Annotated in this window: 24 protein-coding genes and 1 pseudogene; 6 read left to right on the top strand and 19 right to left on the bottom strand. The window is 65.7% G+C overall.

Going from position 1 to position 25,230, the window contains the following annotated elements; genetic code table 11:
- Positions 1 to 37 precede the first annotated feature (37 nt).
- The gene (locus GNT67_RS00620; RefSeq protein WP_159627610.1) at positions 38 to 961 is read left to right on the top strand and encodes a LysR substrate-binding domain-containing protein; all 924 of its coding nucleotides are present in this window, start codon (positions 38 to 40) and stop codon (positions 959 to 961) included.
- 16 nt (positions 962 to 977) lie between these two features.
- Here GNT67_RS00620 and GNT67_RS00615 read toward each other — a convergent pair whose 3' ends face one another.
- The 8 genes from GNT67_RS00615 to GNT67_RS00585 all read right to left on the bottom strand — a co-directional run bounded on the left by GNT67_RS00615 (position 978) and on the right by GNT67_RS00585 (position 9,809).
- Positions 978 to 1,757: an amino acid ABC transporter ATP-binding protein gene (locus GNT67_RS00615; RefSeq protein WP_159627608.1), complete on the bottom strand. Its 780-nt coding sequence runs from the start codon at positions 1,755 to 1,757 to the stop codon at positions 978 to 980.
- A complete protein-coding gene (locus GNT67_RS03010; RefSeq protein ID WP_229407869.1) occupies positions 1,754 to 1,912 on the bottom strand; it encodes an ABC transporter permease family protein in 159 nt (52 codons plus the stop codon). The genes GNT67_RS00615 and GNT67_RS03010 overlap by 4 nt, the downstream gene beginning before the upstream one ends.
- Positions 1,913 to 1,921: 9 nt before the next feature.
- Complete coding sequence (locus GNT67_RS00610) at positions 1,922 to 2,404, bottom strand: amino acid ABC transporter permease (RefSeq protein ID WP_229407868.1); 483 nt, start codon at positions 2,402 to 2,404, stop codon at positions 1,922 to 1,924.
- Positions 2,401 to 3,585 (bottom strand): cystathionine beta-lyase, encoded by a 1,185-nt coding sequence (gene metC, locus GNT67_RS00605; protein WP_159627606.1) that lies wholly within the window; start codon positions 3,583 to 3,585, stop codon positions 2,401 to 2,403. The genes GNT67_RS00610 and metC overlap by 4 nt, the downstream gene beginning before the upstream one ends.
- Positions 3,582 to 4,454 carry a transporter substrate-binding domain-containing protein gene (locus GNT67_RS00600; protein ID WP_159627604.1) on the bottom strand — a complete coding sequence of 291 codons (873 nt, stop codon included), beginning with the start codon at positions 4,452 to 4,454 and terminating at the stop codon, positions 3,582 to 3,584. Before GNT67_RS00600 ends, metC begins: the two co-directional genes overlap by 4 nt.
- Positions 4,429 to 7,056 carry a TonB-dependent receptor plug domain-containing protein gene (locus GNT67_RS00595; RefSeq protein WP_159627602.1) on the bottom strand — a complete coding sequence of 876 codons (2,628 nt, stop codon included), beginning with the start codon at positions 7,054 to 7,056 and terminating at the stop codon, positions 4,429 to 4,431. The genes GNT67_RS00600 and GNT67_RS00595 overlap by 26 nt, the downstream gene beginning before the upstream one ends.
- A 320-nt stretch (positions 7,057 to 7,376) precedes the next feature.
- Positions 7,377 to 8,882, bottom strand: coding sequence for a response regulator (locus tag GNT67_RS00590; protein WP_159627600.1), 1,506 nt, complete (start codon positions 8,880 to 8,882; stop codon positions 7,377 to 7,379).
- Positions 8,883 to 9,071: 189 nt separating this feature from the next.
- The gene (locus GNT67_RS00585) at positions 9,072 to 9,809 is read right to left on the bottom strand and encodes a DNA-formamidopyrimidine glycosylase family protein (protein WP_159627598.1); all 738 of its coding nucleotides are present in this window, start codon (positions 9,807 to 9,809) and stop codon (positions 9,072 to 9,074) included.
- Positions 9,810 to 9,974: 165 nt separating this feature from the next.
- Between GNT67_RS00585 and GNT67_RS00580 the strand changes: the two genes are divergently transcribed.
- Positions 9,975 to 10,469, top strand: a complete 495-nt coding sequence (locus tag GNT67_RS00580) for a DUF3016 domain-containing protein (RefSeq protein WP_159627596.1) — start codon at positions 9,975 to 9,977, stop codon at positions 10,467 to 10,469.
- 59 nt (positions 10,470 to 10,528) lie between these two features.
- Here the strand turns inward: GNT67_RS00580 and GNT67_RS00575 are convergent, their stop codons facing one another.
- The 10 genes and pseudogenes from GNT67_RS00575 to mepK form a co-directional block, all read right to left on the bottom strand.
- Complete coding sequence (locus tag GNT67_RS00575) at positions 10,529 to 11,695, bottom strand: hypothetical protein (RefSeq protein ID WP_159627594.1); 1,167 nt, start codon at positions 11,693 to 11,695, stop codon at positions 10,529 to 10,531.
- Positions 11,696 to 11,716: 21 nt separating this feature from the next.
- Positions 11,717 to 12,217: a hypothetical protein gene (locus tag GNT67_RS00570; RefSeq protein WP_159627592.1), complete on the bottom strand. Its 501-nt coding sequence runs from the start codon at positions 12,215 to 12,217 to the stop codon at positions 11,717 to 11,719.
- On the bottom strand, positions 12,214 to 12,804 hold the full coding sequence (locus tag GNT67_RS00565) for an RNA polymerase sigma factor (protein WP_159627590.1): 591 nt from the start codon (positions 12,802 to 12,804) through the stop codon (positions 12,214 to 12,216). The genes GNT67_RS00570 and GNT67_RS00565 overlap by 4 nt, the downstream gene beginning before the upstream one ends.
- A gap of 121 nt (positions 12,805 to 12,925) precedes the next feature.
- Complete coding sequence (locus GNT67_RS00560; RefSeq protein ID WP_159627588.1) at positions 12,926 to 13,369, bottom strand: thioesterase family protein; 444 nt, start codon at positions 13,367 to 13,369, stop codon at positions 12,926 to 12,928.
- A gap of 15 nt (positions 13,370 to 13,384) precedes the next feature.
- A pseudogene (locus GNT67_RS00555) lies at positions 13,385 to 14,812 on the bottom strand (PQQ-dependent sugar dehydrogenase).
- Between the two features lie 130 nt (positions 14,813 to 14,942).
- The gene (locus GNT67_RS00550; protein WP_159627586.1) at positions 14,943 to 15,389 is read right to left on the bottom strand and encodes an SRPBCC family protein; all 447 of its coding nucleotides are present in this window, start codon (positions 15,387 to 15,389) and stop codon (positions 14,943 to 14,945) included.
- 179 nt (positions 15,390 to 15,568) lie between these two features.
- A complete protein-coding gene (locus GNT67_RS00545; RefSeq protein WP_159627584.1) occupies positions 15,569 to 16,081 on the bottom strand; it encodes a ferritin-like domain-containing protein in 513 nt (170 codons plus the stop codon).
- 120 nt (positions 16,082 to 16,201) lie between these two features.
- On the bottom strand, positions 16,202 to 16,501 hold the full coding sequence (locus tag GNT67_RS00540) for a hypothetical protein (RefSeq protein WP_159627582.1): 300 nt from the start codon (positions 16,499 to 16,501) through the stop codon (positions 16,202 to 16,204).
- Entirely contained in the window at positions 16,498 to 17,319 is an 822-nt protein-coding gene (locus GNT67_RS00535) for a hypothetical protein (RefSeq protein WP_229407867.1), read from the bottom strand. Before GNT67_RS00535 ends, GNT67_RS00540 begins: the two co-directional genes overlap by 4 nt.
- Before the next feature lie 4 nt (positions 17,320 to 17,323).
- Entirely contained in the window at positions 17,324 to 17,878 is a 555-nt protein-coding gene (mepK, locus tag GNT67_RS00530) for a peptidoglycan L,D-endopeptidase MepK (RefSeq protein WP_159627580.1), read from the bottom strand.
- A 135-nt stretch (positions 17,879 to 18,013) separates the two neighbouring features.
- Between mepK and GNT67_RS00525 the strand changes: the two genes are divergently transcribed.
- Together GNT67_RS00525 and GNT67_RS00520 are read left to right on the top strand one after the other, a co-directional pair.
- Positions 18,014 to 19,189, top strand: coding sequence for a PQQ-dependent sugar dehydrogenase (locus GNT67_RS00525; protein WP_159627578.1), 1,176 nt, complete (start codon positions 18,014 to 18,016; stop codon positions 19,187 to 19,189).
- Between the two features lie 167 nt (positions 19,190 to 19,356).
- Positions 19,357 to 22,134, top strand: coding sequence for a M16 family metallopeptidase (locus GNT67_RS00520; protein WP_159627576.1), 2,778 nt, complete (start codon positions 19,357 to 19,359; stop codon positions 22,132 to 22,134).
- A 45-nt stretch (positions 22,135 to 22,179) separates the two neighbouring features.
- Here GNT67_RS00520 and GNT67_RS00515 read toward each other — a convergent pair whose 3' ends face one another.
- A complete protein-coding gene (locus GNT67_RS00515) occupies positions 22,180 to 23,166 on the bottom strand; it encodes an LLM class flavin-dependent oxidoreductase (RefSeq protein WP_159627574.1) in 987 nt (328 codons plus the stop codon).
- Positions 23,167 to 23,341: 175 nt separating this feature from the next.
- Between GNT67_RS00515 and GNT67_RS00510 the strand changes: the two genes are divergently transcribed.
- Both GNT67_RS00510 and GNT67_RS00505 read left to right on the top strand, forming a co-directional pair.
- Positions 23,342 to 24,481 carry a serine hydrolase domain-containing protein gene (locus GNT67_RS00510; RefSeq protein WP_229407866.1) on the top strand — a complete coding sequence of 380 codons (1,140 nt, stop codon included), beginning with the start codon at positions 23,342 to 23,344 and terminating at the stop codon, positions 24,479 to 24,481.
- Between the two features lie 190 nt (positions 24,482 to 24,671).
- A complete protein-coding gene (locus tag GNT67_RS00505; RefSeq protein ID WP_229407865.1) occupies positions 24,672 to 25,217 on the top strand; it encodes a hypothetical protein in 546 nt (181 codons plus the stop codon).
- The last annotated feature ends 13 nt before the right edge of the window (positions 25,218 to 25,230 follow it).

The following is a 25,230-nucleotide window of genomic DNA, read 5'->3' as shown; positions in this document are numbered from 1 at the left end:
CATCAAATAGCCGGGTTCCGTCAAGGGTGCCATGCACATGCTACTGCGCGAAATCGAAGTTTTCCGGGCCGTGATGACGGCGGGCTCCGCCAGCAAGGCGGCGCGCCTGCTCAATGTCACCCAGCCCGCCATCAGCCAGTCGCTGCGCAAGCTCGAGGCCCACGCGGGGATCCTGCTGTTCCAGCGCCTGCACGGCAAGCTGTATCCCACGCGCGAGGCGGCGGCGCTGCTCAGCGAGGTCAATCGCTGCTTCGTGGGGATGGATGCGATCGAGCACCGGCTGCGCAGCCTGCGTCAGTTCGGCACCGGGCGCGTGCGCGTGGCCAGCTTGCCGGGGCTGGGGCTGGGCTTCCTGCCGCGCGTGTTGGGACAGGCGATGCTGGCCGAGCGCAAGATCTCGGTGTCGCTGCAGATCATGAGTTCGCGCGACGTGCGCACCCGCCTGCTGGCCGACGAAGCCGACATCGGCCTGATGGCCGACGAAGTGGTGCTGACGGGCCTGGAACACTCGGTGTTCCTGCGCGCGGCCGGCGTGGTGGCGCTGCCGCTGCATCACCCGCTGGCGCGCAGGCAGATGATCACGCCGGCCGACCTGGCGCCGTATCCCTTCCTCGGCCTGAATCCCGAGGATGGCGCGGGCGGACGCTTGAACGCGATCTTCGCCGCCCACGGCGTGTTGCCCGATACCGTGGTCGAGACCCCCTACTCGGTCAGCCTGTGCGAGCTGGTACGGCAGGGCGTGGGCGTGGCCGTCGTCAATCCCGTGACCGCCTTCGACTACATCGGCCGCGACCTGGTGCTGCGCCGCTTCTCCGAGCGCATCGAGTACACGGTGGTGCTGGCGATGCCAGCCTCGCTGCCGCTGAGCCCGATCGCGCAGCAGCTGCTTGCGCTCATGCGCGCGCGCTTGCAGGAAGACCTGCGGGTGGTGGAGCAAGAGCTGGAGCGCGTGCCGGGATGACCGGTGCGGCGGGCCGCTAGTTCAGCCGCCCCAGGAACTGCCGGCAACGCTCGCTGGCCCCGTCTCCGAAGAACTGCTCGGGCGGCGCATCCACGACGATTGTTCCGCCCTCCATGAACACCACCCGGTCGGCCACCTCGCGCGCGAAGCGCGTCTCGTGGGTAACCACCAGCATCGTCATGCCTTCGGCGGCCAGGTCGCGCATCACGGCCAGCACGTCGTCGCGCAGTTCGGGGTCGAGCGCCGACGTCGGCTCGTCGAACAGGATCAGCTCCGGTTGCAGCGCCAGCGCGCGGGCGATCGCCACCCGCTGCTTCTGACCTCCCGACAGCGTGCCCGGATAGGCGTTTGCCTTGTCCGCCAGCCCCACCTTGGCCAGCAGCGCCAGTCCCTGGTCGCGCGCCTGGGCCGGCGCCACGCGCTGCACGGTGAGCGGGCCGATCGTCACGTTCTCGAGCGCCGTCATGTGCGGGAACAGGTTGAAGGACTGGAATACCATCGCGGTGCGCAGCCGGATCTGGCGCACCAGGTGCTGCTCGGCGCGCGAGAGCGGCTTGCCGCCACGCCGTACCTGCACGCCGCAGACGCCGATGCTGCCCGCATCGGCCAGTTCGAGAAAATTCAGGCAGCGGATCAGCGTCGTCTTGCCGGAGCCGGAAGGCCCCATCAGCACCACGACTTCACCGCGCTGCACGGCCAGGTCGACCCCGGCCAGCACCTGCAGTTGGCCGAAGCGCTTGGACAGTCCGCGCACCTGCACCGGCGGCGTCTGGTCGTTGGTGGATGTCGTCGTCATTGGTAGCGCCTCGCGAGTCGGTTTTCCAGCATCGTCTGCAGGATCGTCAGCACCTGGTTGATGGCCCAGTACATCGCGCCGACGATCAGGAAGATTTCCATGTAGCGGAAGGTCGAGGCGCCGACCTGGTCGGCCACCCGCGTCAGTTCCACCACCGTCACCGTCTAGGCGAGCGAGGTGTCCTTCATGAGCGCCACCAGCCGGCTGCCCATTGGCGGCACCGCCACCCGCAGCGCCTGCGGCAGGATGATCCGGCGCAGCACGGTGACGTACGGCATGCCCATCGACCACGCCGCTTCCCACTGGCCGCGATCGACGGCCGAGATCCCGGAACGGAAGTTCTCGCTCAGGTAAGCCGCGGCGAACAGGGTCAGGGCCAGCAGGGAGGCGCTGAGCGGGTCGATGACGATGCCGTAGACGGGCAGGCCGAAGTAGATCAGCAGCAGCTGGATCAGCAGCGGCGTGCCGCGGAAGATCGACACATAGGCGAACGCCAGCCAGCGCAGCACGCGCAGCGACGAAATACGGGCCAGCGCGATGACCAGGCCCAGCACGCAGCCCAGTGTGAACGAGCCCAGGCCCAGGAACAGCGTGATCCACACCGCCTCGGCCAGCATCGGCGCCGCGCGCAGGAACAGGTCGATCATGGCGTCGCCTCCGCATACGCCTTCAGCGCCCGGTCAAGGTCGGCGATCAGGTCGGCGCTGTCCTCGAGCCCGATGGAAAGCCGCAGCAGCGCCTTGTCGGTCAGCGCGAACGGCCGCTCTGCCTGCAGCCGCGCCGGATAATACGCGGCCAGGCTGTGCACGCCGCCCCAGCTGGCGCCGATCCTGAAGCAGCGCAGCGCCGCGAACAAGGCCTGCATGGCCGCCTCGGGTGCGCCCTGGAGGATCAGCGAGAACAGGCTGCCGCCGCCGCTGAAGTCGCGCTTCCACAGCGCGTGGCCAGGGTCGGATGCGAGCGCGGGAAACAGCACCCGTTCCACCAGCGGATGGGATTCGAGCCAGCTGGCCACCTCCAGCGCCGCGGCGCACTGGGCGGCGAGCCGCACCTTCAGCGTCTCGAGCCCGCGCAGCACCAGGAAGCAGTCGTCCGGGCTGGCCTGCAGGCCGAAGATGCTCTGCGTCTCGCGCAGCGCCGCGTAGTGACCATGGTCGTTGGTCGTCACGCTGCCCAGCAGCAGGTCGGAGTGGCCGCCGAACTGCTTGGTGGCCGCCTCGATACAGAAGTCGACGCCGTGCTCCAGCGGCCGAAACGCGAGCGGACCGGCCCAGGTGTTGTCGATCATCGTCAGTACGCCGCGCTCGCGCGCCACCTCGGCGATCGCGCGCACATCCGGCATCTCCATCGTGATCGAGCCGGGCGCTTCCAGGCAGATCATGCGCGTGGTCGGCCGCAACCGCGCGGCGATGTCGCGGCCGATGTCCGGCCGGTACAGTTCCACTTCCACGCCCAGCCGGGCCAGCCAGCGGGTGGCCAGGATCTGCAGCGCGCCGTAGCAGGCGGCCGATACCAGCACATGGTCGCCGGCGCGCACGAAGGCCATCACGGTGATCATCAGCGCGGCCTGTCCGGACGGCGTGACGACGCAGTGGCGGCCGCCTTCCAGTGCGGCGATCCTGCGTTCCAGCCCGCGCGCGGTGGGCGTGCCGGTGGTGCCGTAGCTGTAGCCGTCGGGCTGGCGTTCGCGCCGATGGATGAAATCGGTCAGGTTGTCGAACACCACGGTCGACGCCCGCCACACCGGGGGCGAAAGGCTGTCGAACGGGGCGTCATCAAGGCGATTGGTGTGGCTCATCGAGGGTCTTTCCTTGTTGATGTTGTTCATTCCTGGCCGGCGGCCTGGCGGTGGGCGATGGCGATCATCTTTTCCATCTCGTATTCGGGGCCGAGCCACTGGCGCGCCATGCGGTCGAGCGTGCCGTCGGTGCGCATCGCATCCAGGGCGCGGCTCATGGCCTCGCGCAGCGCTACCTGGCCATGCGGCAGCGCCGGCGCCGCCAGCTGGTAGACCAGGGGCGGGCCGACCTCCTTGAGCGGCAGGCCGACCGCCTTGATCAAGCCCTGGCCGCCGAAGTGCGAGGCGATCACGGCGTCGATGCGGCCATAGGTCAGGTCGGCGAACACGTGGCCGCCGTTGTTGTAGGCGCGGATATCGGAGCCCTTCAGGTGGGCCCGCGCCCACGACTCGTTGCTGGTGCCCACGGTGACGCCGACCTTCCTTCCATGCAGGTCGGCGCGCTCGCGGATCGTGGTGTCCTGGCGGCGCACGAAGATGCGGAAGTCTTCCACGCCGTAAGGCGCCGCGAAATCGACCTGGCGCAGGCGGGCCCGGGTGGGCGTCAGGTCGTTCATCACGACGTCGTATTTCTGCGTGCGCAGGCCGGCAACGAAGTTCTTGTAGGTGTCGGCCACGAAGACGATGCGCACGTCCATGCGGCGTGCCATCTCGCGCGCCACGTCGACGTCGTAGCCGACCACCCGTCGCTGGTCGTCGAGCTTGCTCCAGGGCGGGCTGCTCTGGGTGTTGGCGATGCGCAGGGGAGCGCCGCCGCGTACCTTGGCCAGCAGGTCGTGCCGTTGCGCGCGGGCCGGCGCCAGGGCGCTGGCGCCGTACAGCACCAGCGCGGCCCGGGTCAGGAGCGTGCGCCGCGCACGGGATGGCGCGCCATCAGAATCGGTAGTCGAGCTTTGCATAGATCGTGCGTCCGGTGTAGCCAAAGGGAGAAATGAGCGGATAGGGGATGGTGCCGGCGTTGTCGGCGCCGTTGGTGCCGGCGGCCACCGTGGCGGCGCTCGATGCGATATTGCGGTCCGGGTAGACGTCGAACAGATTGTTCGAGCCGACCGTCAGCGCGGCCTGGCCGAGCTGGTAGCTCAGATTCAGGTCGCTCACCGTCTTGGCGTCGAAGTACTGGATGATCTGCGCGTTGGCCGATCCCGGCACGGTCGGCCGCAGCGCCACCTGGTAGCCCGGGGTCAGGGCCGCCACCTGCGCCGGGTTGGCGTTGGCGAACTGCAGAACCGCGACTTCGCCGTAGTGCGTGTTGTTGAAGTTGACCGTCCAGGCATTGCGCTTCCACTGCAAGCCCAGGACGAACTTGTTGCGTGGCGACGCATCGGTGAGGCGCACCTGCTGCGTCAGGTCGTACAGCGGGGTGGTGATGCCCAGCGCGGCCAGTGGGGCGGGCGTGGGCGCCACATGGTCGATATCGGTCGTGTTGTGGTTGGCCGCCGCCGACACCAGCAGGTTGCCGAGCGCGCCCAGGCGCAGCCGGTAGCTGGCTGTCACGTCGATGCCGCGGGTGGTGGTGTCGATCGCATTGGTCATGTAGCTGACCGCCCCCACGCCCGGATAGCCGTTCGCCGCCAGCAGCGCGCTGATGCGCGTGTCCTGGAACGCGGACGACAGCGCGATGCGGTCGTTGATGGCGATCTGATAGGCATCCAGCGCCACCATCAGCGCGGCGCCGGTGTAGACCGCGCCCAGCGACAGGTCGTGCGAGCGTTCCGGCCGCAGCGCGCTGGCGCCGAGCAGGGCGGCGATCGGACTGTCGACCGGCAGCAGGCGCGAGGTCACTGGATTGCCGAGGGTGAAGGTGGTGTTGCTCGAGCTGGAGAACGACTGCGCCAGGTTCGGCGCCCGGAAGCCGCTGCTCCACGAGCCACGCAGCGCCCAGGCGTCGCTCAGCCGGTAGCGGCTGGCCAGCTTGAAGGTGCGGCTCGGGCCAAAGTCCGAGAAGTGCTCGTAGCGCAGCGTGCCACCCAGCAGCCAGCGCTCGGTGAGCTGGCGCTGCAGCTCGGCATAGGCGGCGCCGCTATGGCGCTGCTGGTTGAGCGCGTCCTGGGGCGTCACGCCCGGCGTCGGCTGCATGCCGGGAATCGCCGGCCGGCCCGCGTTGGGACCGTTGAGGATCGGCACATTGCCATTGAGGTAGCTGTCCGGATCGCCGGCCACGCGCTCGAAATACTCCTTGCGGTACTCGATGCCCATGGCCAGTTTCAGCGGCGCGCCGCCGGCCATGGCGAATTCGCGCGTGACGTCGAGGTTGTTGGTCCACTGCGCGAAGCGGGTGCCGCCGGTGTAGGCGGCGGTGGGACTGGCGGCGCCATACGAGACGTTGTTGGAGTTGGCCACTGTCTGGTCGATGCGGCTCACACCGTACGAGCTGGACAGGTCCCAGGCGAAGGAGGCGAAGGCTTCGCCGCGCAGGCCCGCGGTGAGCGAGGCGTTGTCGAGCCGCGCGCCGAACGAAGGCCGGAAGCCGTCCGGGTAGATGGCGCGCACCACCTCGTCCTGGCCGGCGCGGCGATAAAAGCCCGGGGTGTCGCCATCCACGCGGCTGGCGCCGCCGAAGGCATAGAACTGCAGGCCCTGACCCAGCCCGCGCTCGGCGTTGACGAACATCGACCACGAATCCATCGGCGCCTCGCCCAGCACGAACAGGTTGCGGTCGATCGTGGCTTCACGCGGATCGAGCGTGCCGGACGACGGCGTAAGGCCGGTGCCCGAGCCGTAGTTGCCCGAGAGTGGGCGCGGGCCAGTGCCGCTGGCGCCGAAATACTGCTGGCGGGTGTCGGGCGCGGCGCGGTTGCTGGCGTGCTTCTTTTGCCAGCGCAGGCTGGTGCGGATGACGCCATCGTCGCCCCATGGCACGCCGACCGCGCCGGAGAACTCGCCCATGCCGCCGTCGCCGTGCGTGTTCATGCCCGTCATCACGCTGGCGCTGGCGCCCAGCGAACGGTCGAGCACCAGGTTGATCACGCCCGCGATCGCGTCGGCGCCATACTGGGCCGATGCACCGTCGCGCAGCACTTCCACCCGGCCCAGCGCCGCCGTCGGGATCGCACTGAAATCGTAGCCGACGTCACCGCGGCCGAGCACATTGCTGGTATTGAGCATGCCGGTCGAATGGCGCCGCTTGCCGTTCACGAGCAGCAGCAGTTCGCCGGGGCCCAGGCCGCGCAGCGCCGGTGAACTGGTGAAATCGAGGGCGCCGGTGGTGGCCGGGGCCGACACATTGAATGACGGGACCAGGGTGCGCAGTGACTGCTGCAGTTGCAACTGGCCGCCGCGGGCGATCTCGGTGGCCGGGATCACGTCGATCGGCGTGGCCGCCTCGGTCACCATCCGGCTGCCGAAACGCGATCCGGTAACGACCACCTGCTGCGGGTCTGCCTGCGCAGCCGGGGTGTCGCCGGTGGGAGGGGCCGCCTGCACGGCGGTGTGGGACAGCAGCATCGAGCTGCCAACCAGGGTGGCCCGGATGCACCGGACCTGCACGGTTTCTTTCAACATTCCATCTCTCCGCTATTGTTATAGATATAAGACTGGCTGTGATACAAAACGGCAATGCTGTAGACGCTGTCGGCCCGACGGCGTAGCGGCAACGTCAGGCCAGTATTCGTGAATAAGTTCTCGGCCTCAATCCCGTGTGGGTACGAAACCTATAAGCAGCGCTAATACACGATGTTCAGTGCATGAGGTTGGCAGTGCGGAGCGCAGGGCGTGCGGAAGGGGGCAAGGGAGATGTGCGACGCCGGAGAGCGCCGCAGCGGTTCAGGTGGATGTGAACGCGTGGATGGCGAAGCCATCCACCCTACATCACAGGCATGGGTTCAATCGGGCCACTTCTCGTTGATTTCCAGCGCCTTGTCCATGTTCTTGATGAGCAGGTCGACGTACTTTGGATCGAGATGGTGGCCGGCCACCTCGCGCAGGTGTTCGGTGACCTTGGCCGGCGGCCATGCGTCCTTGTAGCAGCGCTTGTGGCTCAGGGCGTCGAATACGTCGGCCACGGCCACGATGCGCGCATACGGATGGATGGCCTCGCCGCGCAAGCCCTGCGGATAGCCGCTGCCGTCGAATTTCTCGTGGTGCTGGTGGGCGATCACCGCGGCCGCCTTCAGGATCGGGCGCTGCGAGCCATCCAGGATCTGCAGCCCGACCGTCGGGTGCTGCTTCATGATTTCCCACTCTTCTTCGGTGAGCTTGCCCGGCTTGAGCAGCACCGCATCGGGCGTGGCGATCTTGCCCACGTCGTGCATTGGCGCGGCATGCATCAGCACCGCCGTCTCGTCCTCGGGCATGCCCGAGGCCTGAGCCAGCATGTGGCAGACCTGGGACATGCGGCGCACGTGGTTGCCAGCTTCGTGCGAGCGCGATTCGACCACGTCGCCCAGGCGCAGGATCAGCTCGGCCTGGGTGTCGGTGATTTCCTGGTTCAGCAGAATATTGTCGAAGGCAATGGCCACGCCTGAGCAGAAGACTTCGAGCAATTGGGCGTCGATGTCAGAGATCTCGTCCACGCCCTTGAGCACCAGCAGCGACGCCTTGCCGCTATTGTTCGGGAAATAGCCGACATAGGTGTCGCCATGCAGGCGCGAGATGCGGTTATGACGCGCGTCGTCCAGCTGCAGCATGAGTTCCGGGCCGATCTCTTCCTGGCCCATGTCGCCGATCTGGGCCAGCACTTCGTACTGGCTCTGGCCGGTGATCACGCTGGCCGCCTTCAGGCGCAGCAGCATGCTCTGTTCCAGGCGCAGCAGGGCCACCACCTGTAGCAGCAGGCCGTTGGCGAAGTCTTTCAGGTTGCGCTGCTGGAAGATGTGGGCGGAGGCGGCGATCACCCGTTCCAGGCCTTCGCGGTAGGTCTGCTGCACGCGGCGCGCGTCCTCGACCTTCATGATGTCGCGGTAGGCGCGCAGGGCGGCAAACGTGGTGGTGAACAGCTTGGTGCGGTCCAGCTCCGTCTTTTCCTTGTAATCGTTGATGTCGTAGTCGACGATCACGCGTTCCTCGGGCGCCTGGCCCGGCTGACCGGTGCGCAGCACGATGCGGGTGAACTGGTTGTCCAGCTCCTGGCGCATCCAGCGCGCGACCTCGAGGCCGCTGTCCTCGCGCTCCATTACCACGTCCAGGAATACCAGCGCGATATCCTGCTCGCGCGCCAGCACTTCCTTGGCCTCGGCGCCGCTGTAGGCGTGCACGAAGGACAGCGCGCGGCCATCGAGGCGGAAGCGCGACAGGGTCAGCTTGGTGATGTCGTGGATATCGGGTTCATCATCGACCAGCAATACTTTCCAGGGTGCGAGCTTGGGCGCAGAGGAAGACAGGAAGGACATGGGCGAATCCGATATCGTAGGAGGATGTTGTTTAGACTATTTTTTTCACTGCAAAAATAGCCCACAGTCAAGTCGATTGTAGTACGACCCATGACCCTTAACAACAGGCAACATTAAAATATGACAGCCGCAATGTAACAGCTGATCGTCCCACTGAGAGGGATGTTGCGGGCAACAGACAGCGCTGTTTCAGGTATACAGTTTTTGGCAACGCTCGCAATAGAAAGCGCGGCGGTTCGAGCGGCCCAGATTGGCTTTTTTATAAGGAATGTCGCAGCGTGGGCACGTTTTCTTGGCATGGGCCAGCCAGTGCTGTTTGAGGACGAACTCTTTTTTCCAGCCAAGGAAGTCGAAGCTGTACTGGCGTGCCTGATCGACCAGCGCGCGCAACTTGGGCGCGGGCAAGCCGCCGATGGTCGAAAGCGGATGAACGCGGATGCGAAACAGTACCTCGTTCTTGATGATATTGCCGACGCCAGAAAAAATGTCCTGGTCGAGCAGGGCGTCGCAGGCCAGCATCTCGGGCTGCGCGCGCAACTTCTTGCGCGCCCGTTTCGGGTCCCAGCTATCGGACATGACGTCGGCGCTGAAATCGTAGGCCTCGAAGGTGGCGCGATCGATCTCGCGGATCGCGCAGGCATACAAATTGAGCTCGTCGCCGCCCACGGTCTCGATCGACAGGCGCGGCTCCTTGTCGCGCCGTTCATTGATGCGGTAGGTACCGAACAGCAAAAAGTGCACGCGCAGGACGAGGTCGGGCAGTTCGACCAGGAAATGCTTGCCCCAGGTGTGCAGGCCGACGATGCGCTGGCCCACCAGCCGATCCGGATCGACAGCGCGGACATTGCCGCTGGCGCGCACGATGTCCTGGCCCACGAAGCGGGTTGTTTGTTCCTTCAAGATAAAGAGCGACGGACCTTCTGGCATGGCATTCTCCCTTGTGCCATTCTCATCCATCACCATCTATGGGGCATGTGCGAGGCCTAACATTTGGATACAAACTATGACGATTCGAGACGGGCACGGCTGTTCGAAGCGGCGTATATTTCAATGCATACAGAAAGATCGACACAAATCCAAGGAGCGAGAGCGATGAAATCATTACTGATGAAAACGGCCTTTGCGGGCCTGTTCGCGCTGACAGCCGGCGCCGCCTCGGCCGGCGTCACCGTGAATTACATTGAATCCGACAAGTTTGCCGACCTGCCGTTCGCGCCATGGGAGCGCGAGCAGGTGCTCAAGGAATTGAGCGAGTATTTCACCAAGCTGGGCGCCAAGTTGCCGGAAGGGCAGGACCTGGTGATCGAGGTGACGGACATCGACCTGGCCGGCCGCGAGTATCCCAATTTTCGCGGTGGGCGCGAGCTGCGCGTTTTGAAAGGCACGGCGGACTGGCCGATCATGAACCTGCGCTATGCACTGACCCAGAACGGGCAGGTGCTCAAGGGCGGCGACGCGCGGCTGGCCGACATGAACTACATGCAGCGCATCACCCGCTTCACCGACAGCGACAGCCTGCGCGCCGAGAAACGCATGATCGACGACTGGTTCAACGAGACCATTTTGGAAAAGAAGCGCGGTAGCTGAAATTCGATGCCACCCCAGGACAACGGCGCCCCGCGGGGCGCCGTTGTCGTTCCGGCACGTCAGTCGTCTTTGCCGGAAATCCGGGCGCTGCTCACCTTGATCGGATCGCGCACCGTATAGTCGCCTGGCACGCTGAACAGGGCCGCTGGCGGCTCGCCGCGTTTCAGGTTCTCGAGCCGGTACACCATCTCGCCGCTGCGCGGGTCGCTGCGCTTGTGGTAGACCGTGACCTGCAGTTCGGGCGAATACCAGGTCTCGCTGCTCACTTCGATCGGATCGCGGTTGCCGATCTCGCCGGCCGGAATCGCATAGCTGCGCTGGCTGCCCTGGGCCCGCACGCCTGAAAAATCGCGTTCGCCCAGTTCGCGCGTGACCGCCTTGGCCGACCATTTGCCGTCATTGACGGCGCCGACGATCAGCGGGGCGATCTGGGCCGACATCGCGCGCGCCGCGGGCATGGCCGCCGCCGACTGGGCGATACGTACCCGCACCTCGGCCGGTTCGATGCCGCGCTGGACGTCCTTGACGATGATCTGGGTGCCTTCGGGCAGCTTGCCTTCCTTGCGCAGTTGCTCGATGCGCTCGCGCGCGGCGTTGGCGGCCACCCGTGCCTGGTCGGCGCTGTTGCGCTGCTGTTCGGCGTCGGCGCGCGCACCTTCGGCATCGCGGCGGGCCTGGGCTGCCGCGACCCGGGCCTGGGCCGCGTCGGCCCGGGCTTGCGCCGCCGCGGCGCGCGCCGCGGCGGCCTGGAGCCGGGCCTGTTCCGATGTGATCGCGGTCCGCGTGGCGCTCTTGCGCTCGGGGTTCAGGATCCAGCGCGCACCCTCGACCGGGTCGCTGATCGTGATCATGCGCAGCTTGCCGTCATCGCCGCGCACCTCGGTACGGGTGCGGCCGGCGCCGTCGCGGTATTGCATCGTGCTCGACCTGGTGACGATCTGGTTGCCGTCGGCCAGCCGCTGCATGCTTTCGGAAACCGTCTCGGCGCTGTAGGGCGCATTCTTGACGATGCCGGCGCTGGCTATATTGAGCATCGCGCCGGCCAGGCTGGCGCTGTCGCCGGCGCGCAGCGCGGCTTGCTGGCCGGGCGGCAGGGTCACCGTGCCCTGACGGATCACGATGCGGCGTTCGCCGTCGTTGCCCTGTTCCAGGGTGAAGTCCTCGGCCAGGGCGGGGGCGAAGGCGGCGGCCAGCAGGGCGGCGATCAGGATCTTGTTGATGTTCATGGGGTCCTCGGATGGTTCGTGTCAGTTGACGGCGCTCAGGCGCAGCGCCAGGGGATGGCCATCTTCGGCCACCAGCATTTCGGCGCGCACCATCCCGCCCGCGGTCTGCGGATTGAGCGGCATGCCCAGCGGCGCCAGCGCGGTCTGCGGCAGTTCGGCCTCGACCACCCGGGTAGAGGGTTCGCGCGCGATCCGCTCGAGCGATTCGAGGGCGATGAAGGCGGCGCCGTCGTCGATGCCGATCAGCGGCGGGCCGACCGTGATCGCCTGGTGCGGGGCCAGCGCCAGCAGCAGCGTTGCCAGCACACCCGCGCCGCCCAGCGAGGCGAGGGCGCCGGCCGCGCCCCACTGGGGCAGCGACAGCTTGCGGTACCAGGGCTGCTGTTTGGGGAACTGGCGGGCAAAGGCCTGCAGCAACTCCTTCTCCACGCAGCGGGGCGCCTCGTGCCCGGCCAGCTCGCTGCGCAGCGCGGCGAAGCGGGTGGCCAATGCGGGGTCGATGGTGTCGTCGTTGTTCATCATGTCATTCCTTCCAGCGTCAATCGCAGGCGCTTGGCCAGCGCTGCCCGGCCACGCGCCAGGCGCGACCGCACGGTGCCGATATCGACCTGGCAGATGGTGGCGATCTCCTGGTACGACAGCGCGTGCAGCTCGTACAAAATCACCGGGTCGCGGTAGTGCGGCGGCAGCAGGGACAGTGCGCGCCGTACTTCCTCGGCCGCTTCGTTGTTGAGCAGCCGGGTCAGTGGCCCGTCGGCCTCGCTCGCCGCATCCAGGTCGGGCTCGCCATCATCGTCGTCGGCCGGCGCCGGCAACTGCGGATGACGCTGGCGCGTTGCGTCGAGCTTGAGCGCGAGGTTGCGCGCCACGCCGAATAAAAAATGCTGCAGCTGGCCGCGCAGCGGGTCGTAGCCCAGCTTCCCGGTCAGCAGGCCCATGAACGCTTCCTGCACGATGTCGGCCGCCGCATCGCCCGAGCCGCAGCGCAGCAGCGCATAGCGGTACAAAGGGCCCTGGTGGCGCCGGTACAGCGTCGTGAACGCTGCGGCCTGTCCGGCGTGCATCTGGCGCAGCAGTTCGGTATCGGTAGAGTCGGTCGTCAAGGTCATGGCAGTGTTCTTTTCTTGTATTCCGCCGAGCACCCTGAAAAGTTCCAACTATTTTTTAGAAAACAAAACGCCCCGTGCCGATCAACCGGGACGGGGCGTGTACGGGTTCCTGCCTGGCGCTTCAGTCGATCCAGTTCACCCGCTCGAATTTGTTGCGGAAATCCTCGGGCATGTAGCACACCTGGCTGGACTTGTAGTTGTAGAAAACGAAGCCCGACTTGGCCATCGCGATCAGGGTCTTGTCGCGCGGGCGGGTGATGCGGAAGATCAGGTCGCCGCCGTATTTATTGAAATCCATGACGCCGACTTCGAACAGCAACTGGTCGCGTCCATACGCTTCGGCGCGGTAGGTCGCGGCGAGGTCGGTGACGATGATGCCATTGCCGTCGCGCTCGGTCTCAGCGACACCGAATTCAAACAGGAAACGCGCCCTGGCCTCGGAGATCATCGCGATCATCGATTCATTGCCCAAGTGGTTGGCGGCATTGATGTCGGTGACCCGTACCGTCAGCTGCGTCGAATAATAAAACTGGTCTTCGGGGAGATCGAGTTGTAAGCGTGCCATTGCCTCATTCTAGCCTCATTGCGTGGCCCCGCGTCCAATTTTATGGACGGCGCCGCCACTCGTGAGTAAGTACAGCTCGCCCTCGGCATCCTGGCCGAAGGACACCACCCGGCCGATATCGTCGATCTCCCAGTCGCGTTGCTCGGTGATGCCATTGCCGGTGGCGAAGAAGCTTTTCAGGTAACCACCGCAGAAGTCGGAATACAGGTAGCGCCCAGCCAGCTCGGGCAGGGCCCGGCCGCGGTAGACGAAGCCGCCCGTGATCGAACAGCCGTTGGCATTGCCCGTGCCATGGTCGTATTCGAACGCGGGCAGGGTCAGGCCATTGCGCTCGCAGCTTGCGGCGCCATAGCACAGCGTGCCTTCCATGGTGTTCCAGCCATAGTCCAGGCCGGCCTGGCTGGTGGCGACGATATTGACTTCTTCGCGCCGGTCCTGGCCGACGTCGGACAGCTAGAGTTGGCTGCCGTCGAAACTGAAGCGCCAGGGATTGCGCAAGCCGGAAGCCCAGATCTCGGGCCGGCGCCCGGCCATGTCGCGGTAGGGATTGCCGGCCGGGATGGCATAGGGATGGGCCGTGGTGGCGCCCGCCACGTCGATGCGCAGCAGCTTGCCGAGCAGGCTGTTGAGGTTGCGCGCATTGCCCTGCGGGTCGCCCGCGCCACCGCCGTCGCCGGTTGCCAGGTAAAGATAGCCATCCGGGCCGAAGGCGAGCTGGCCGCCGAAATGGTTCTGGTAAGTCGGGTGCGGGATGCGCAGGATGATCACGCCCGAGGTCGGATTGACGATGGTCGGCGTCGCGCCGGCATCGAAGCGCTCGATCACGATATTGCGCTGCAGGTCGGTGTAATACACGTACAGATAGCTGTTGCGCTCGAATTGCGGATCGAAGGCGATCGACAGCAGGCCCCCTTCGCCATCGGTGGAGACCAGGCCGCGGATATCGAGATAGGGCATGTCGCGTGTGCTGCCGTTGTCGATGATGCGCACCCGGCCCGCGCGCTCGGTGACGAACAGGCGGCTGTCGCCGGCTTTGCCGGTCAGGAAGGTCGGGTTGTCCAGGCCCGTGACCACACGCGTCAGTCCAAGGGCGAGCGTGGTGCTGGCATAGCTGACCGTGGCGCTCGTGGTGGCGCCGGCGCTGACGGTGGCCGCTTGCGAGGCTGGTGTGGGTTGATACGTGACGCCGCCGCTGCTGACCGGCGAGGCGGCCAGGTTGTAGCTGCCGGGCGCGAGGTTGGCGAGGGTTTGCGACTGCGTGAGGTCTTGCAGATAGTTGTTGGGGCCGGTGACGCGCAGGGCGGGATTGACGCCGGCCGGCAGGCCGCTGGCGGCGACGGCCAGCGAACCGGTGCTGGCGGCGGGCGGCGGCGTGACCGGGCCGGGCGTGCCGGGGCTGCCGCCGCCACCGCCACAGGCAAGCAGGCCGATGCCGATGAGCATGGCACTGAACAGCAACAGCAGCTTCCGCATATGCCTGGCAAGCATCCCAGCCTCCGCACGGTAGTGTTCGTTTGCGCCATTGTGCCAGCCAATGCCGGCCCGACCGTGGCGCACGGGCCACAGGACGCGGTCAGTCCCGGATTTCTGGCTCGACCAGTTTCGCCAGCTGCTCGAGCGACTCTTGCCAGCCCAGGTAGCACATCTCGAGCGGAATCTGGGGCGGGATGCCTTCTTGCGTGATGCGCACTTCGACCCCGCCCAGTACCTCGCGCATCTGCACCGTGGTCTGCATCTGGCCGGGAAGCTGCGGGTCGTCGAACACGGCCGAATAGCGCACCCGCTGGCCGGGTGCGAGCTCCAGGTATTCGCCCCCGAAGGAATGGCTGTGGCCATTGGTGAGGTTGGTGAAGGACATGCGGTAGCGGCCGCCGACCCGGCCATCCATCTCGTGGACGGTGCCGAAGAAGCCGTAGGGCGGCAGCCATTTGGCGTAGGCCCCGGCCGTGGTGAAGGCGCGGTACAGGCGGTCCGGGGTCGATTTGATGACGCGGTGCAGCTCAACGGTATTGGTGGACATCGAGAGTCTCCTTGGATGGTAGCAACAGAGGACGTTCCTCTGATACGACGACGAAGCACCAGTTCAAGATTCGACATCGCTGCCCATTTTTTGATGCAGCAAACGACAAATGGTTTGGGACAGCGCACACCGCGCCATTCCAAACCATTGATCTGCTTAAAATGCAGGCAGGAAAAAGCTTACTTCTTCGCTTCGACGCCTGGCGTGGCCGAGCGCGCCAGGAAGGCCTGGGTCACCTGCGGCAGGTGTTCCAGCAGCCAGGCCGCCATCGCCTTCTCCTGCTCCAGGATCTGCTCGAGCTGGGCCTGGGTAGCGGTATCGCCCACGGCTTTGGCCGCCGCGATCAGCGCGGTATAGCTGGCGATCTCGACGTTCTCGAACACATAGCCCGCCATCGCGCCCTTGACGACCTCGTCGCTGGCGGCCATGCCGCCCACGGCCTGGCCAAAGGCGACCAGTCGCGCGCTGATGTCCTTGAAGACCGAATTGTCGGTCCCGCGGCGCGCCAGGATCTCGTCGAGCACGCCGTGCTGCCAGCGCGTTTCGTCGATGTGCTGGACGATGCGCGCGCGCAGTTCAGGATAGTGTTCGAGGCGCTCGGCTTGCGCGGTCAGCATCTGCTCGGCCTGCTTCTCCATCGCGTGGGCATCGCGCAGCCAGTCGTTGAAGTTGTCGTTTGCAGTCGTCGTCATGATTCCTCCGTGAATGTGTGTATCGGGTGGCGAGATTCGCCCTGCCGCTACCTTCGCAGAGTTAGGCAATCATGTTTGTTAGGTGCTACACACTGCCGATGAATCCAGCGTGCTGCTTGACTATTGTGCGGATGGGGCCCGCGTACGGGTCTTGCTGACCACGCCTGCCGGATCGATCAGCACGACGAATTCAGAGAACCGCCCACCGCCAGCCGGCATCTGATAGACCCACGCTTCGTAGCCGCTGTCGAAGCGCACGCTTTTGGTTGGACCGAAGGCGGCCAGCAGCTCGGCCTTCGTCGTGCGTGTCGCCACCACCGTCGCCGACAGCCGCTCGGCCGCGACGATGGCGCCCGGTGGCGCCGGCTGGGACGCGCAGCCCGCCAGCAGCGCCGCGCACACGCAGAGAGGCAGCCTCATGGCGCCACCCCGGCCGGCGCATCGGCCATGTATTCGAACTCGACCAGGGTATCGTCGGGCCAGCTGGCATCCCACAGCGGCACATAATAGGTGCGGTCGAGCAGCACCTGGCAATCGCAGAAGGGCAGCATATCGGGCGTCTGGTCGCCGCCGGCGTACAGCATGGAAAAGGGCAGGGTCTCGACGCGCTGGCCCGCGCGCAGGGTGACGGCGAAGATCGGCCGCTCGGCGAAGAACAGGTAATTGCCGTCCGGACTGGTGCACACGCCTTCGGGGGTGTTCAGGGCATCCGAGATCCAGCCGAATAGCGGCGAGCTGTTCGATACCAGCCCGGCTTCCTTGCCGACCCGGCATTCCAGGCGCAGGTCGCCCAGGCGCCGGGTGCCGGTCGGCAAGCCGGAAGTCTCGATGCGCGCGCGCCAAGTCATGCTGGCGGTCTTGCGGCTGGCGAGCACGGCGGCGTCTTCTTGCAGGGCCTGGGCATTGCGCGGCAGGACGAAGAAATTATTGTCGTCGATGTCGACCGGCACCGACACGGAGTCGCCCGCGATGCGCAGGGTGATGCCGCGCATATCGGTCGACGGCAGGCGCGGCAGTAACTGGAAGCGCAGGGTGGCGTTGGGAGCGAAGGCGCGTTCGCGCTCGAAGCGCTCCATGCCGCGGATCATCTTGCGGTAGGACTTGTCGACCGGATCGCGGGTGGACTTGACGGTGACGGTGCTCTGGCCGGCGGCATGCGCCGGCAGGCACGACGCAGCGGCCATGAGCACCGAGCCCATGGCAACTGCCGAAACAACGCGGACGATATGCCGCGTCATGGTCTTACCAGTACCGGACGCGGCCGGTATCCATGTGGACGAACTGCGAGCTGGCGTAATAGCCCACGCCGCCGCCCTTGAGCGACATGGCCGCTTTCTGCAGATGGCGCAGGTCGGTGCCCGGCAGGCGGATGTCGATCGCCTTGCCTTCCATGTGCAGGCTGCGCTTGGCGACGCCTCCGCTGCCGTGACCGCGCAGGAAGGCGTTCGATTCGGGGGCGCGGTAGCCCGAGATGATGTGCAGTTCCTTGGTGTTGTCGAGCTTGCCATTGAGCTGGCCGAGCAGCAGCAACAGTTCTGGATCGATGTCGGCGATCTTGTTGCTGCGGTGGTCGCGCAGCACTTTATTGATGTCTTTCAGGGCATCGGGGACAAACGCGCCTTCGGCCCAGAACGTGCTCTTTAGCTTCTCGCCGGTGTGCGTATTGTAGAAACGCAGGCAGCACTCGCCGGACAGGATTCCGGTGTCGGCTGATGTATTCTTGGCAAGGGTAGGAAGGGCGAGGGAGGAAGAAGCGAGGAGAAGGGAGCTCTTGAGGAATGAGCGTCGTTGAATCATTGCAGGATGTCCTTACGCTGGTTCACTGAACCGTCAATGATACGCCGATTGCCCAAATCGTGCAGATAAAATGTCTGAAATTGCGGCATATAAGCTACGATGTCAACTGTTCAACGTCTTTTAGGAGAGGAAGTCATGCCGAGTATTGTCAAGAAGCTCTTGAGCAAAAAACTAGTGTTGGCCACTACCCTGGCCACGGTCGGCATGGTTGCCATCGCCCAGGAAATCACGCCGGTCGACAAGCCGCCGCTGGCCAAGGGCTGGAAGCTCGAAACGGTCGCCACCGGCGCCCCCCAGCCCTGGGGCATGGCCTGGTTGCCAGATGGCCGCATGCTGGTCACCGGCAAGCAGGGTACGTTGCACTTACTAAACGGTAAAAGCTTCCAGCAAATTCCTCTCGATGGTTTGCCAAACCTGTATGCCAGCGGCCAGGGCGGCCTGCTCGACATCGCGGTGCATCCCGCCGATAAAGCCAATCCCCGCATCTATATGACGATGTCCAGCGGCACCGATGACGAAAACCGGACCGTGCTGGTGCAGGGCGTATTCGACGGCAAGCGCGTGACCGGCATCAAGCAGCTCTTCGCGGTCAACCTGGGCAAGAGCGGCGGCCAGCACTTCGGTTCGCGCCTGTTGTTCCTGCCCGATAACACCATCCTGATGAGCATTGGCGACGGCGGCAACACGCCCCAGCGCATCGGCAATATGCTGGCGCGCGACCATGCCCAGAACCTGGCTTCGCACACCGGCAAGATCCTGCACCTGACCGACGCCGGCCAGCCGGTCGGCAAGGGTGCGCTGGCGGGTCAGGCCAATGCCCGGCCCGAGGTCTACAGCTACGGCCACCGCAATGTGCAGGGGCTGGCGCGCGATCCGCAGAGCGGCCGCGTCTACGCCAACGAACATGGTTCGCGCGGCGGCGACGAGATCAATGTGATCGAGGCCGGCAAGAACTATGGCTGGCCGCTGCAAAGCTATACGCTGGACTACAGCACCCGCCAGCCGATCGGCATGAAGGTGGTGCCCGGCATGCAGCAGCCGATCGTCGTCTGGACGCCGTCGCCGGCGCCGTCGGGCCTGGCGTTCTATACCGGCAAGGCCTTCCCGCAATGGCAGGGCAGCCTGTTCAGCGGCAGCCTGGCCGGCCAGGATGTGCGCCGCGTGCAACTGGACGCGCAGGGCAAAGTCACGGCCCAGGAACTGCTGCCGGTCGGCAAGCGCGTGCGCGATGTGCGCCAGGGTCCGGACGGTCAACTCTATGTATTGACGGACGAAGCCAAGGGCAGCCTGTTGCGCATCGTGCCGAAGTGATGCGCCCCGCATGAAGTCGCGCCCGCCCGGCGACCGCATGCGTCTTTTTGTTTGTTGACAACGTGAAACCTGCCTAGAATGAACATTTGGCAAGGCGCGCCGATGGGGTGTGCCTTGCCGTTCATTCCGTCCCCTCGTCCCACAAGGACTTTTCCAGGAGGAGCAATATGGCAGTATCCGTTCGTCGTACCATCCACCTCGCGGCAGCACTCGCGCTGGTCACCGGCGTGTCGTCGCTGCAGGCCGCGCCCGCCAAGCCAGCCGCCACGCCCGACATCCCGATCCCGGACATCAAGTACACCAAGTTCACGCTCAAGAACGGGCTGACGGTGCTGGTGCACGAAGACCGCAAGACGCCGGTGGTGGCGATCAATACCTGGTACCACGTCGGCTCCAAGAACGAGAAAGTGGGCAAGACCGGCTTCGCCCACCTGTTCGAACACCTGATGTTCAGCGGCAGCGACAACTTCAACCACACCTACCTGAATGCGATGGAACGCATCGGTGCTACCGACCTCAACGGCACCACCAACCAGGACCGCACCAATTATTTCCAGAACGTGCCGACCTCCATGCTCGACTATGCGCTGTTCGCCGAAAGCGACCGCATGGGCCATCTGCTGGGCACGGTCGACAAGAAGAAACTCGACATCCAGCGCGGCGTGGTGCAGAACGAAAAGCGTCAATACGAGAACCAGCCCTACGGCATCGCCTGGGAACTGTTGACCACCAATACCTATCCGGCCGGCCACCCGTATTCCTGGACCGTGATCGGCAAGATGGAAGACCTCGATGCGGCCTCGATGACCGACGTGCAGGACTGGTTCAAGCAGAACTACGGCCCGAACAACACGGTGCTGGTGCTGTCGGGCGATATCTCGCCGGAAGAAGCGCGCAAGAAGGTCGAGCAATACTATGGCGCGATCCCACCGGGCCCGCCGCTGGCCAAGCATGACGCCTGGATCGCCAAGCGCACCGGCACCCACCGCACGGTGGCGCAGGACCGCGTGCCGCAGTCGCGCATCTACCGCACCTGGAACGTGCCGGGCGCCCACACGCAGGAAGAAGCGCTGCTCGACCTGGCCGCGCGCGTGCTCGGTGGCGGCAAGACCTCGCGCCTGTACAAGCGCCTGGTGTACCAGGATCAACTGGCCACCAGCGCCACCGCGAGCGACAGCTCGTCCGAGATCGGCGGCCAGTTCAGCATGACCCTGACCGCGCGTCCGGGCGGCGACGTCAAGAAGATGGAACGCATCGCCGACGAAGAATTGCGCGCCCTGATGAAGAGCGGCCCGACGGACGCCGAACTGCGCCTGGCCAAGACCGCGATCCTGGCCCAGTACACGCGCATGATCGAGCGCGTCGGCGGCTTCGGCGGCAAGAGCGACCTGCTGGCCTCGTGCGAGACCTATACCGGCAATCCGGACTGCTACAAGGTCTATCTGCAGCGCATCAAGGACGCCACCCCGGCCATGGTCAAGAAGGCGATGAACGACTGGCTCGGCGACGGCGACTTCGTGCTGCAGATCGATCCGTTCCCGACCGGCCTGGCCGCCACCCAAACCGGCCTGGACCGCAGCAAAACGCCGGACACCGGCAAGGCGATGTCGCTCAAGTTGCCGCCAATGCAGCGCACCACCTTGTCGAATGGGCTGAACGTGGTGCTGGCCGAGCGCCATGAAGCGCCGGTGGTCAACCTGCAACTGCTGGTGGACAGCGGCTACGCCTCGGACAGCGCCGCCATGCCCGGCGTGGCCAGCCTGGCGTTGCGCATGCTCGAGGAAGGCACGCGCACGCGCAAGTCGCTGCAGATCGGCGAGGAACTGGAAAGCCTGGGTGCGACCTTCGGCGCCAGCACCAACCTCGATGGCGCCTTCGTCGGCATGAACGCGCTCAAGGCCACCTTGCCCCAGGCACTGACCCTGTATGCGGACCTGGTGCTCAATCCGGCTTTCCCGCAGAACGAGTTCGCGCGCCTGCAGCAAGACCGCCTGGCCGCGATCGCACGCGAAAAGGCCGATCCGCAATCGATCGCCCTGCGCGTGGCGCCGGCGCTGCTGTACGGCCAGGACCACGTGTACGCCAAGCCGGGCACCGGCAGCGGCACCGAGGACGCCGTCAAGCGCATGACCCGGGCCGACCTGGCGAAGTATCACGCGACCTGGTTCAAGCCGAACAACGCCACCCTGCTGGTGGTGGGCGACACCACGCTGGCCGAGATCAAGCCGATGCTCGAGAAAGCCTTCGCTTCATGGAAAGCGGGCGAGGTGCCGAAGAAGGCGATCGCCGAGGTGGCGCCGCGTGCCGCCCCGGTGGTCTACCTGGTCGACCGTCCCGGCGCGCTGCAGAGCGTGATCCTGGGCGGCCAGCTGGCGCCGCCGCGCAACAGCCCCGAGGCGCTGCCGCTCGAGCTCATCAACGATGTGTTCGGCGGCACCTTCAGCTCGCGCATCAATATGAACCTGCGCGAAGACAAGCACTGGTCGTATGGCGTGCGCAGCACCGTGTCGCCGGCGATCGGCCAGCGCGCCTTCATGAGCATCTCGCCGGTGCAGACCGACAAGACCGGCGACGCCTTGAAGGAACTGGTGGGCGAGTACCGCAATATCGCTGGCGCCAAGCCGATCGCGATCGAGGAGCTCAAGTTCGCGCAGGACAATAAAACCCTGCGCCTGCCAGGCAGCTTCGAGACCGCCGGCCAGCTGGCCGGCGCCTATTCCACGATCCTGCAATACGGCCTGCCCGAGGACTACTACAACACCTTCACCGAGAAAGCGCTGGCGCTCACGCCGCAGCAGGCCAATGCCCTGGCGGCGCGCAGCTTCGTCGCCGATCGCCTGGTGTGGGTGGTGGTGGGGGATATGGCCAAGGTCGAGAAGGACATCCGCGCGCTGAACCTGGGCGAGGTGCGCAGGATCGACGTGGACGGCAAGCCGCTGCCGTGATTGTTACCTGCATGCCCGGCGTGCGCGCCGGGCATGCAGGCGCCGTCAGCCAGCGCGCTGAATATCCGCCGTGATCTCGTAAGCCCGCAGGCGCGCCGCATGGTCGTAGATCTGCGAGGTGATCATCAGCTCATCGGGCTTGGTCTTCTCGATGAAGGCGCGCAGCTGGTGCGCCACCGTCACCCGCGAGCCGATCGCCGAGCACGACAGCACGCTGTCGAGCATCATGCGCTCTGGCAGGTCGAGCGCTTCCAGGTAGCCGCTCACCGGCGGCTTGAGCTTGCTCGGGCGGCCGGTACGCAGGTTGACGAAAGCCTGCTGCATCGAGGTCGCCAGGAAATGTGCCTCCTGGTCGGTCTCGGCGGCGAATACATTAAAGCCCAGCATGATGTACGGCTTGTCGAGCTGTTCCGACGGACGGAAGTTGCTGCGGTACATATCGATCGCCTGCATCATCATCTGCGGCGCGAAATGCGAGGCAAACGCATACGGTAGGCCCAGATGCGCCGCCAGTTGGGCGCCGAACAGGCTCGAGCCGAGGATCCACACCGGCACATCCAGGCCGGCGCCGGGCACGGCCTGCACCGCGCGCAGGGGCGAGCCGGCGAAATAATCCATCAATTCCACCACGTCTTGCGGGAATTCGTCGGCATCCGACGCCAGGTTGCGGCGCAGGGCGCGCGCCGTGACCTGGTCCGAGCCGGGCGCACGGCCCAGCCCCAGGTCGATCCGGCCCGGGTGCAAGGCTTCCAGCGTGCCGAACTGTTCAGCGATCACCAGCGGCGAATGGTTGGGCAGCATGATGCCGCCGGCGCCCACGCGGATGCGCGAGGTGCCGGCCGCCACGTGGCCGATCAGCACCGCGGTGGCGGCGCTGGCAATGCCCGGCATGCCGTGGTGTTCGGCCAGCCAGAAACGGTTGTAACCCCAGCGTTCGCCATGCTGGGCAAGGTCGAGCGAGCGCTGGAAGGAGGTGGCCGCATCGCTGCCTTCGGCGATCGGCGAGAGGTCGAGTATCGAGAAAGGAATCATGGATCCATGATACGCCGATGAAAAAAATCGCGTGCGGGGCACCCAAAAACGTCGCGTCCGCTGCTCCGTCATCAGCTTGTTATAGTATTTCCTTATGATGCCAGGACACCTTGTTCGTTTGCTGCCAGCCGCGGTGCTGCTCGCCGCTTGCGCGCACCAGCCAGCGCCAACCACCATGACAGCCGACACCGGTTTCGATCCCCCACACCTGACGGCAGTCGACCATGCGATCGGGGCCGCGATCGCGGCCCGCAAGCTGCCGGGCGCCGTCTATCACCTCGAGCGCGGCGCCGCGCGCTACGAGCAGGCCTATGGCCGCCTCAGTTACGACGAGGACGCCGCCGCCGTCAGCACCGCGACCGTGTTCGATGCGGCCTCGCTGAGCAAGGTACTGGTCACGGCGCCGGCGGTGCTGATGCTGGCCGAGGAGGGCCGTATCGACCTCGAAGCGCCCATCACGCGGTATTTCGCGCAATGCACCGGCGGCGGCAAGGACGCGATCACGGTGCGCCAGCTGCTCACCCATACCTCGGGGCTGGCCTCGGGCCTGCCGGCCAGGCCGGCATGGCAGGGCAAGCAGGCCGCGCTGGCGTTGGCCTGCCAACAAGTGGTGACCCATCCGCCCGGCAGTTTCTTCCGTTATTCGGACATCAATTACATCCTGCTCGGCCTGCTGGTCGAGCGCACGGCCGACATGCCGCTCGACCGCTTTGCCCAGGAGCGCATTTTCGCGCCGCTGGGCATGCGCCACACTGGCTACCGGCCGCTGGAACGCTTGCCGGCGGCGTCGATCGCGCCCACCCAGCGCGGCGCTACCGAAGCGGCGCAATTGCCGACAGCGCATGGCGACCTGGCGCCGGGGGCGCTGTTGCAGGGCGTGGTGCACGATCCGACCGTGCGCCGCATGGGTGGCGTAGGCGGCTCGGCCGGCGTGTTCTCCACCGTGGGCGACGTTGCCCGCTTTGCCCGCATGCTGCTGGGCAATGGTGCATTGGATGGGGTGCGGATCTTGAAGCCGGACAGCGTACGCCTGTTGACGACGGTGCAGTCGCCGTCTGGCATCGCGTCGCTGCGGGGAATGGGCATGGACATCGATTCTCCGTATGCCAAGCGTCCGCGCGGCACGGTGTATCCGGTCGGCAGCTATGGCCACACCGGTTTTACGGGCTGCATCCTGTGGATCGATCCGCAGTCACACAGTTTTTATGTCTTCCTGTCGAACCGGGTCTATCCGGACGACCGCAGCGTGGTGCTGCCGCTGTATACGCAACTGGGAACGCTGACGGCGCAAGCCGCCTCGACAGCTCTGCAATAAACGGAAAATGAGAGCAAGATAATGAAAAATAAGCGACGATGATGTGTTTCCGCGCGGCTACCGTGCGCTCCCATCCGTAGCGCACCTCTACACTGGACTCCTCACTTGACGCAAATCGCTACCAACTTTCAGATCTGTGTCAGGTACCGCCCCTGACTAAATTGGTTACATTGAGGAGAACACCATGAAAATGAATAAACTACTCAAAGGAATGCTCGGCGCGTCGGTCGCCGCCGCCATGTTCGGCGCCACTGCGGTGCATGCACAAACCAGTACCGCCGGCACCGCCACCGGCACCACGGCCGGCCAGGTCGGCCAGGTCGGCAGCACGACCAGCGGCCAGATCGGCACCATGAACGATCGCAGCAGCGGCAGCTCGACCACCGGCGTGACCGGCAGCATCCAGAGCACCGATCCGCAGGACCAGCGTGACCGTGACCGCCGCAGCAAAACGGGCACCAGCAGCGGCACCTCGGGCACCAGCGGCGCCACCGGTAGCTCGGGTATGACGGGCACCACGGGTACGACCGGCGCCACGGGTACGACCGGCACCACCGGCGCCACGGGTACGACCGGCACCATCGGCACGACCAGCGGCTCGAGCGGCACCAGCGGTTCCACCGGCACCATGGATGACACCAACCGCAACGGTACTACCGGCACTACGGGCACCACGGGCACCACCAGCACCGGCACCGGCGCAACCGGCACCGGCACCACCGGTCGCGGCTACTGACCGACACGGTAGC

It is taken from the genome of Massilia puerhi (genome assembly GCF_009861485.1).
The sequence above is the reverse complement of the archived record's forward strand: the minus strand, read 5'-3'. Positions and strand labels throughout refer to the sequence as shown.

Excerpts from the sequence above, each read along its gene's own strand:
- GNT67_RS00620 (WP_159627610.1), top strand. The coding sequence starts at position 38 with ATGCTACTGCGCGAAATCGAAGTTTTCCGGGCCGTGATGACGGCGGGC.
- GNT67_RS00615 (WP_159627608.1), bottom strand. The coding sequence starts at position 1,757 with ATGACGACGACATCCACCAACGACCAGACGCCGCCGGTGCAGGTGCGC.
- GNT67_RS00610 (WP_229407868.1), bottom strand. The coding sequence starts at position 2,404 with ATGATCGACCTGTTCCTGCGCGCGGCGCCGATGCTGGCCGAGGCGGTG.
- metC (WP_159627606.1), bottom strand. The coding sequence starts at position 3,585 with ATGAACAACATCAACAAGGAAAGACCCTCGATGAGCCACACCAATCGC.
- GNT67_RS00600 (WP_159627604.1), bottom strand. The coding sequence starts at position 4,454 with ATGCAAAGCTCGACTACCGATTCTGATGGCGCGCCATCCCGTGCGCGG.
- GNT67_RS00595 (WP_159627602.1), bottom strand. The coding sequence starts at position 7,056 with ATGTTGAAAGAAACCGTGCAGGTCCGGTGCATCCGGGCCACCCTGGTT.
- GNT67_RS00590 (WP_159627600.1), bottom strand. The coding sequence starts at position 8,882 with ATGTCCTTCCTGTCTTCCTCTGCGCCCAAGCTCGCACCCTGGAAAGTA.
- GNT67_RS00585 (WP_159627598.1), bottom strand. The coding sequence starts at position 9,809 with ATGCCAGAAGGTCCGTCGCTCTTTATCTTGAAGGAACAAACAACCCGC.
- GNT67_RS00580 (WP_159627596.1), top strand. The coding sequence starts at position 9,975 with ATGAAATCATTACTGATGAAAACGGCCTTTGCGGGCCTGTTCGCGCTG.
- GNT67_RS00575 (WP_159627594.1), bottom strand. The coding sequence starts at position 11,695 with ATGAACATCAACAAGATCCTGATCGCCGCCCTGCTGGCCGCCGCCTTC.
- GNT67_RS00570 (WP_159627592.1), bottom strand. The coding sequence starts at position 12,217 with ATGATGAACAACGACGACACCATCGACCCCGCATTGGCCACCCGCTTC.
- GNT67_RS00565 (WP_159627590.1), bottom strand. The coding sequence starts at position 12,804 with ATGACCTTGACGACCGACTCTACCGATACCGAACTGCTGCGCCAGATG.
- GNT67_RS00560 (WP_159627588.1), bottom strand. The coding sequence starts at position 13,369 with ATGGCACGCTTACAACTCGATCTCCCCGAAGACCAGTTTTATTATTCG.
- GNT67_RS00550 (WP_159627586.1), bottom strand. The coding sequence starts at position 15,389 with ATGTCCACCAATACCGTTGAGCTGCACCGCGTCATCAAATCGACCCCG.
- GNT67_RS00545 (WP_159627584.1), bottom strand. The coding sequence starts at position 16,081 with ATGACGACGACTGCAAACGACAACTTCAACGACTGGCTGCGCGATGCC.
- GNT67_RS00540 (WP_159627582.1), bottom strand. The coding sequence starts at position 16,501 with ATGAGGCTGCCTCTCTGCGTGTGCGCGGCGCTGCTGGCGGGCTGCGCG.
- GNT67_RS00535 (WP_229407867.1), bottom strand. The coding sequence starts at position 17,319 with ATGACGCGGCATATCGTCCGCGTTGTTTCGGCAGTTGCCATGGGCTCG.
- mepK (WP_159627580.1), bottom strand. The coding sequence starts at position 17,878 with ATGATTCAACGACGCTCATTCCTCAAGAGCTCCCTTCTCCTCGCTTCT.
- GNT67_RS00525 (WP_159627578.1), top strand. The coding sequence starts at position 18,014 with ATGCCGAGTATTGTCAAGAAGCTCTTGAGCAAAAAACTAGTGTTGGCC.
- GNT67_RS00520 (WP_159627576.1), top strand. The coding sequence starts at position 19,357 with ATGGCAGTATCCGTTCGTCGTACCATCCACCTCGCGGCAGCACTCGCG.
- GNT67_RS00515 (WP_159627574.1), bottom strand. The coding sequence starts at position 23,166 with ATGATTCCTTTCTCGATACTCGACCTCTCGCCGATCGCCGAAGGCAGC.
- GNT67_RS00510 (WP_229407866.1), top strand. The coding sequence starts at position 23,342 with ATGACAGCCGACACCGGTTTCGATCCCCCACACCTGACGGCAGTCGAC.
- GNT67_RS00505 (WP_229407865.1), top strand. The coding sequence starts at position 24,672 with ATGAATAAACTACTCAAAGGAATGCTCGGCGCGTCGGTCGCCGCCGCC.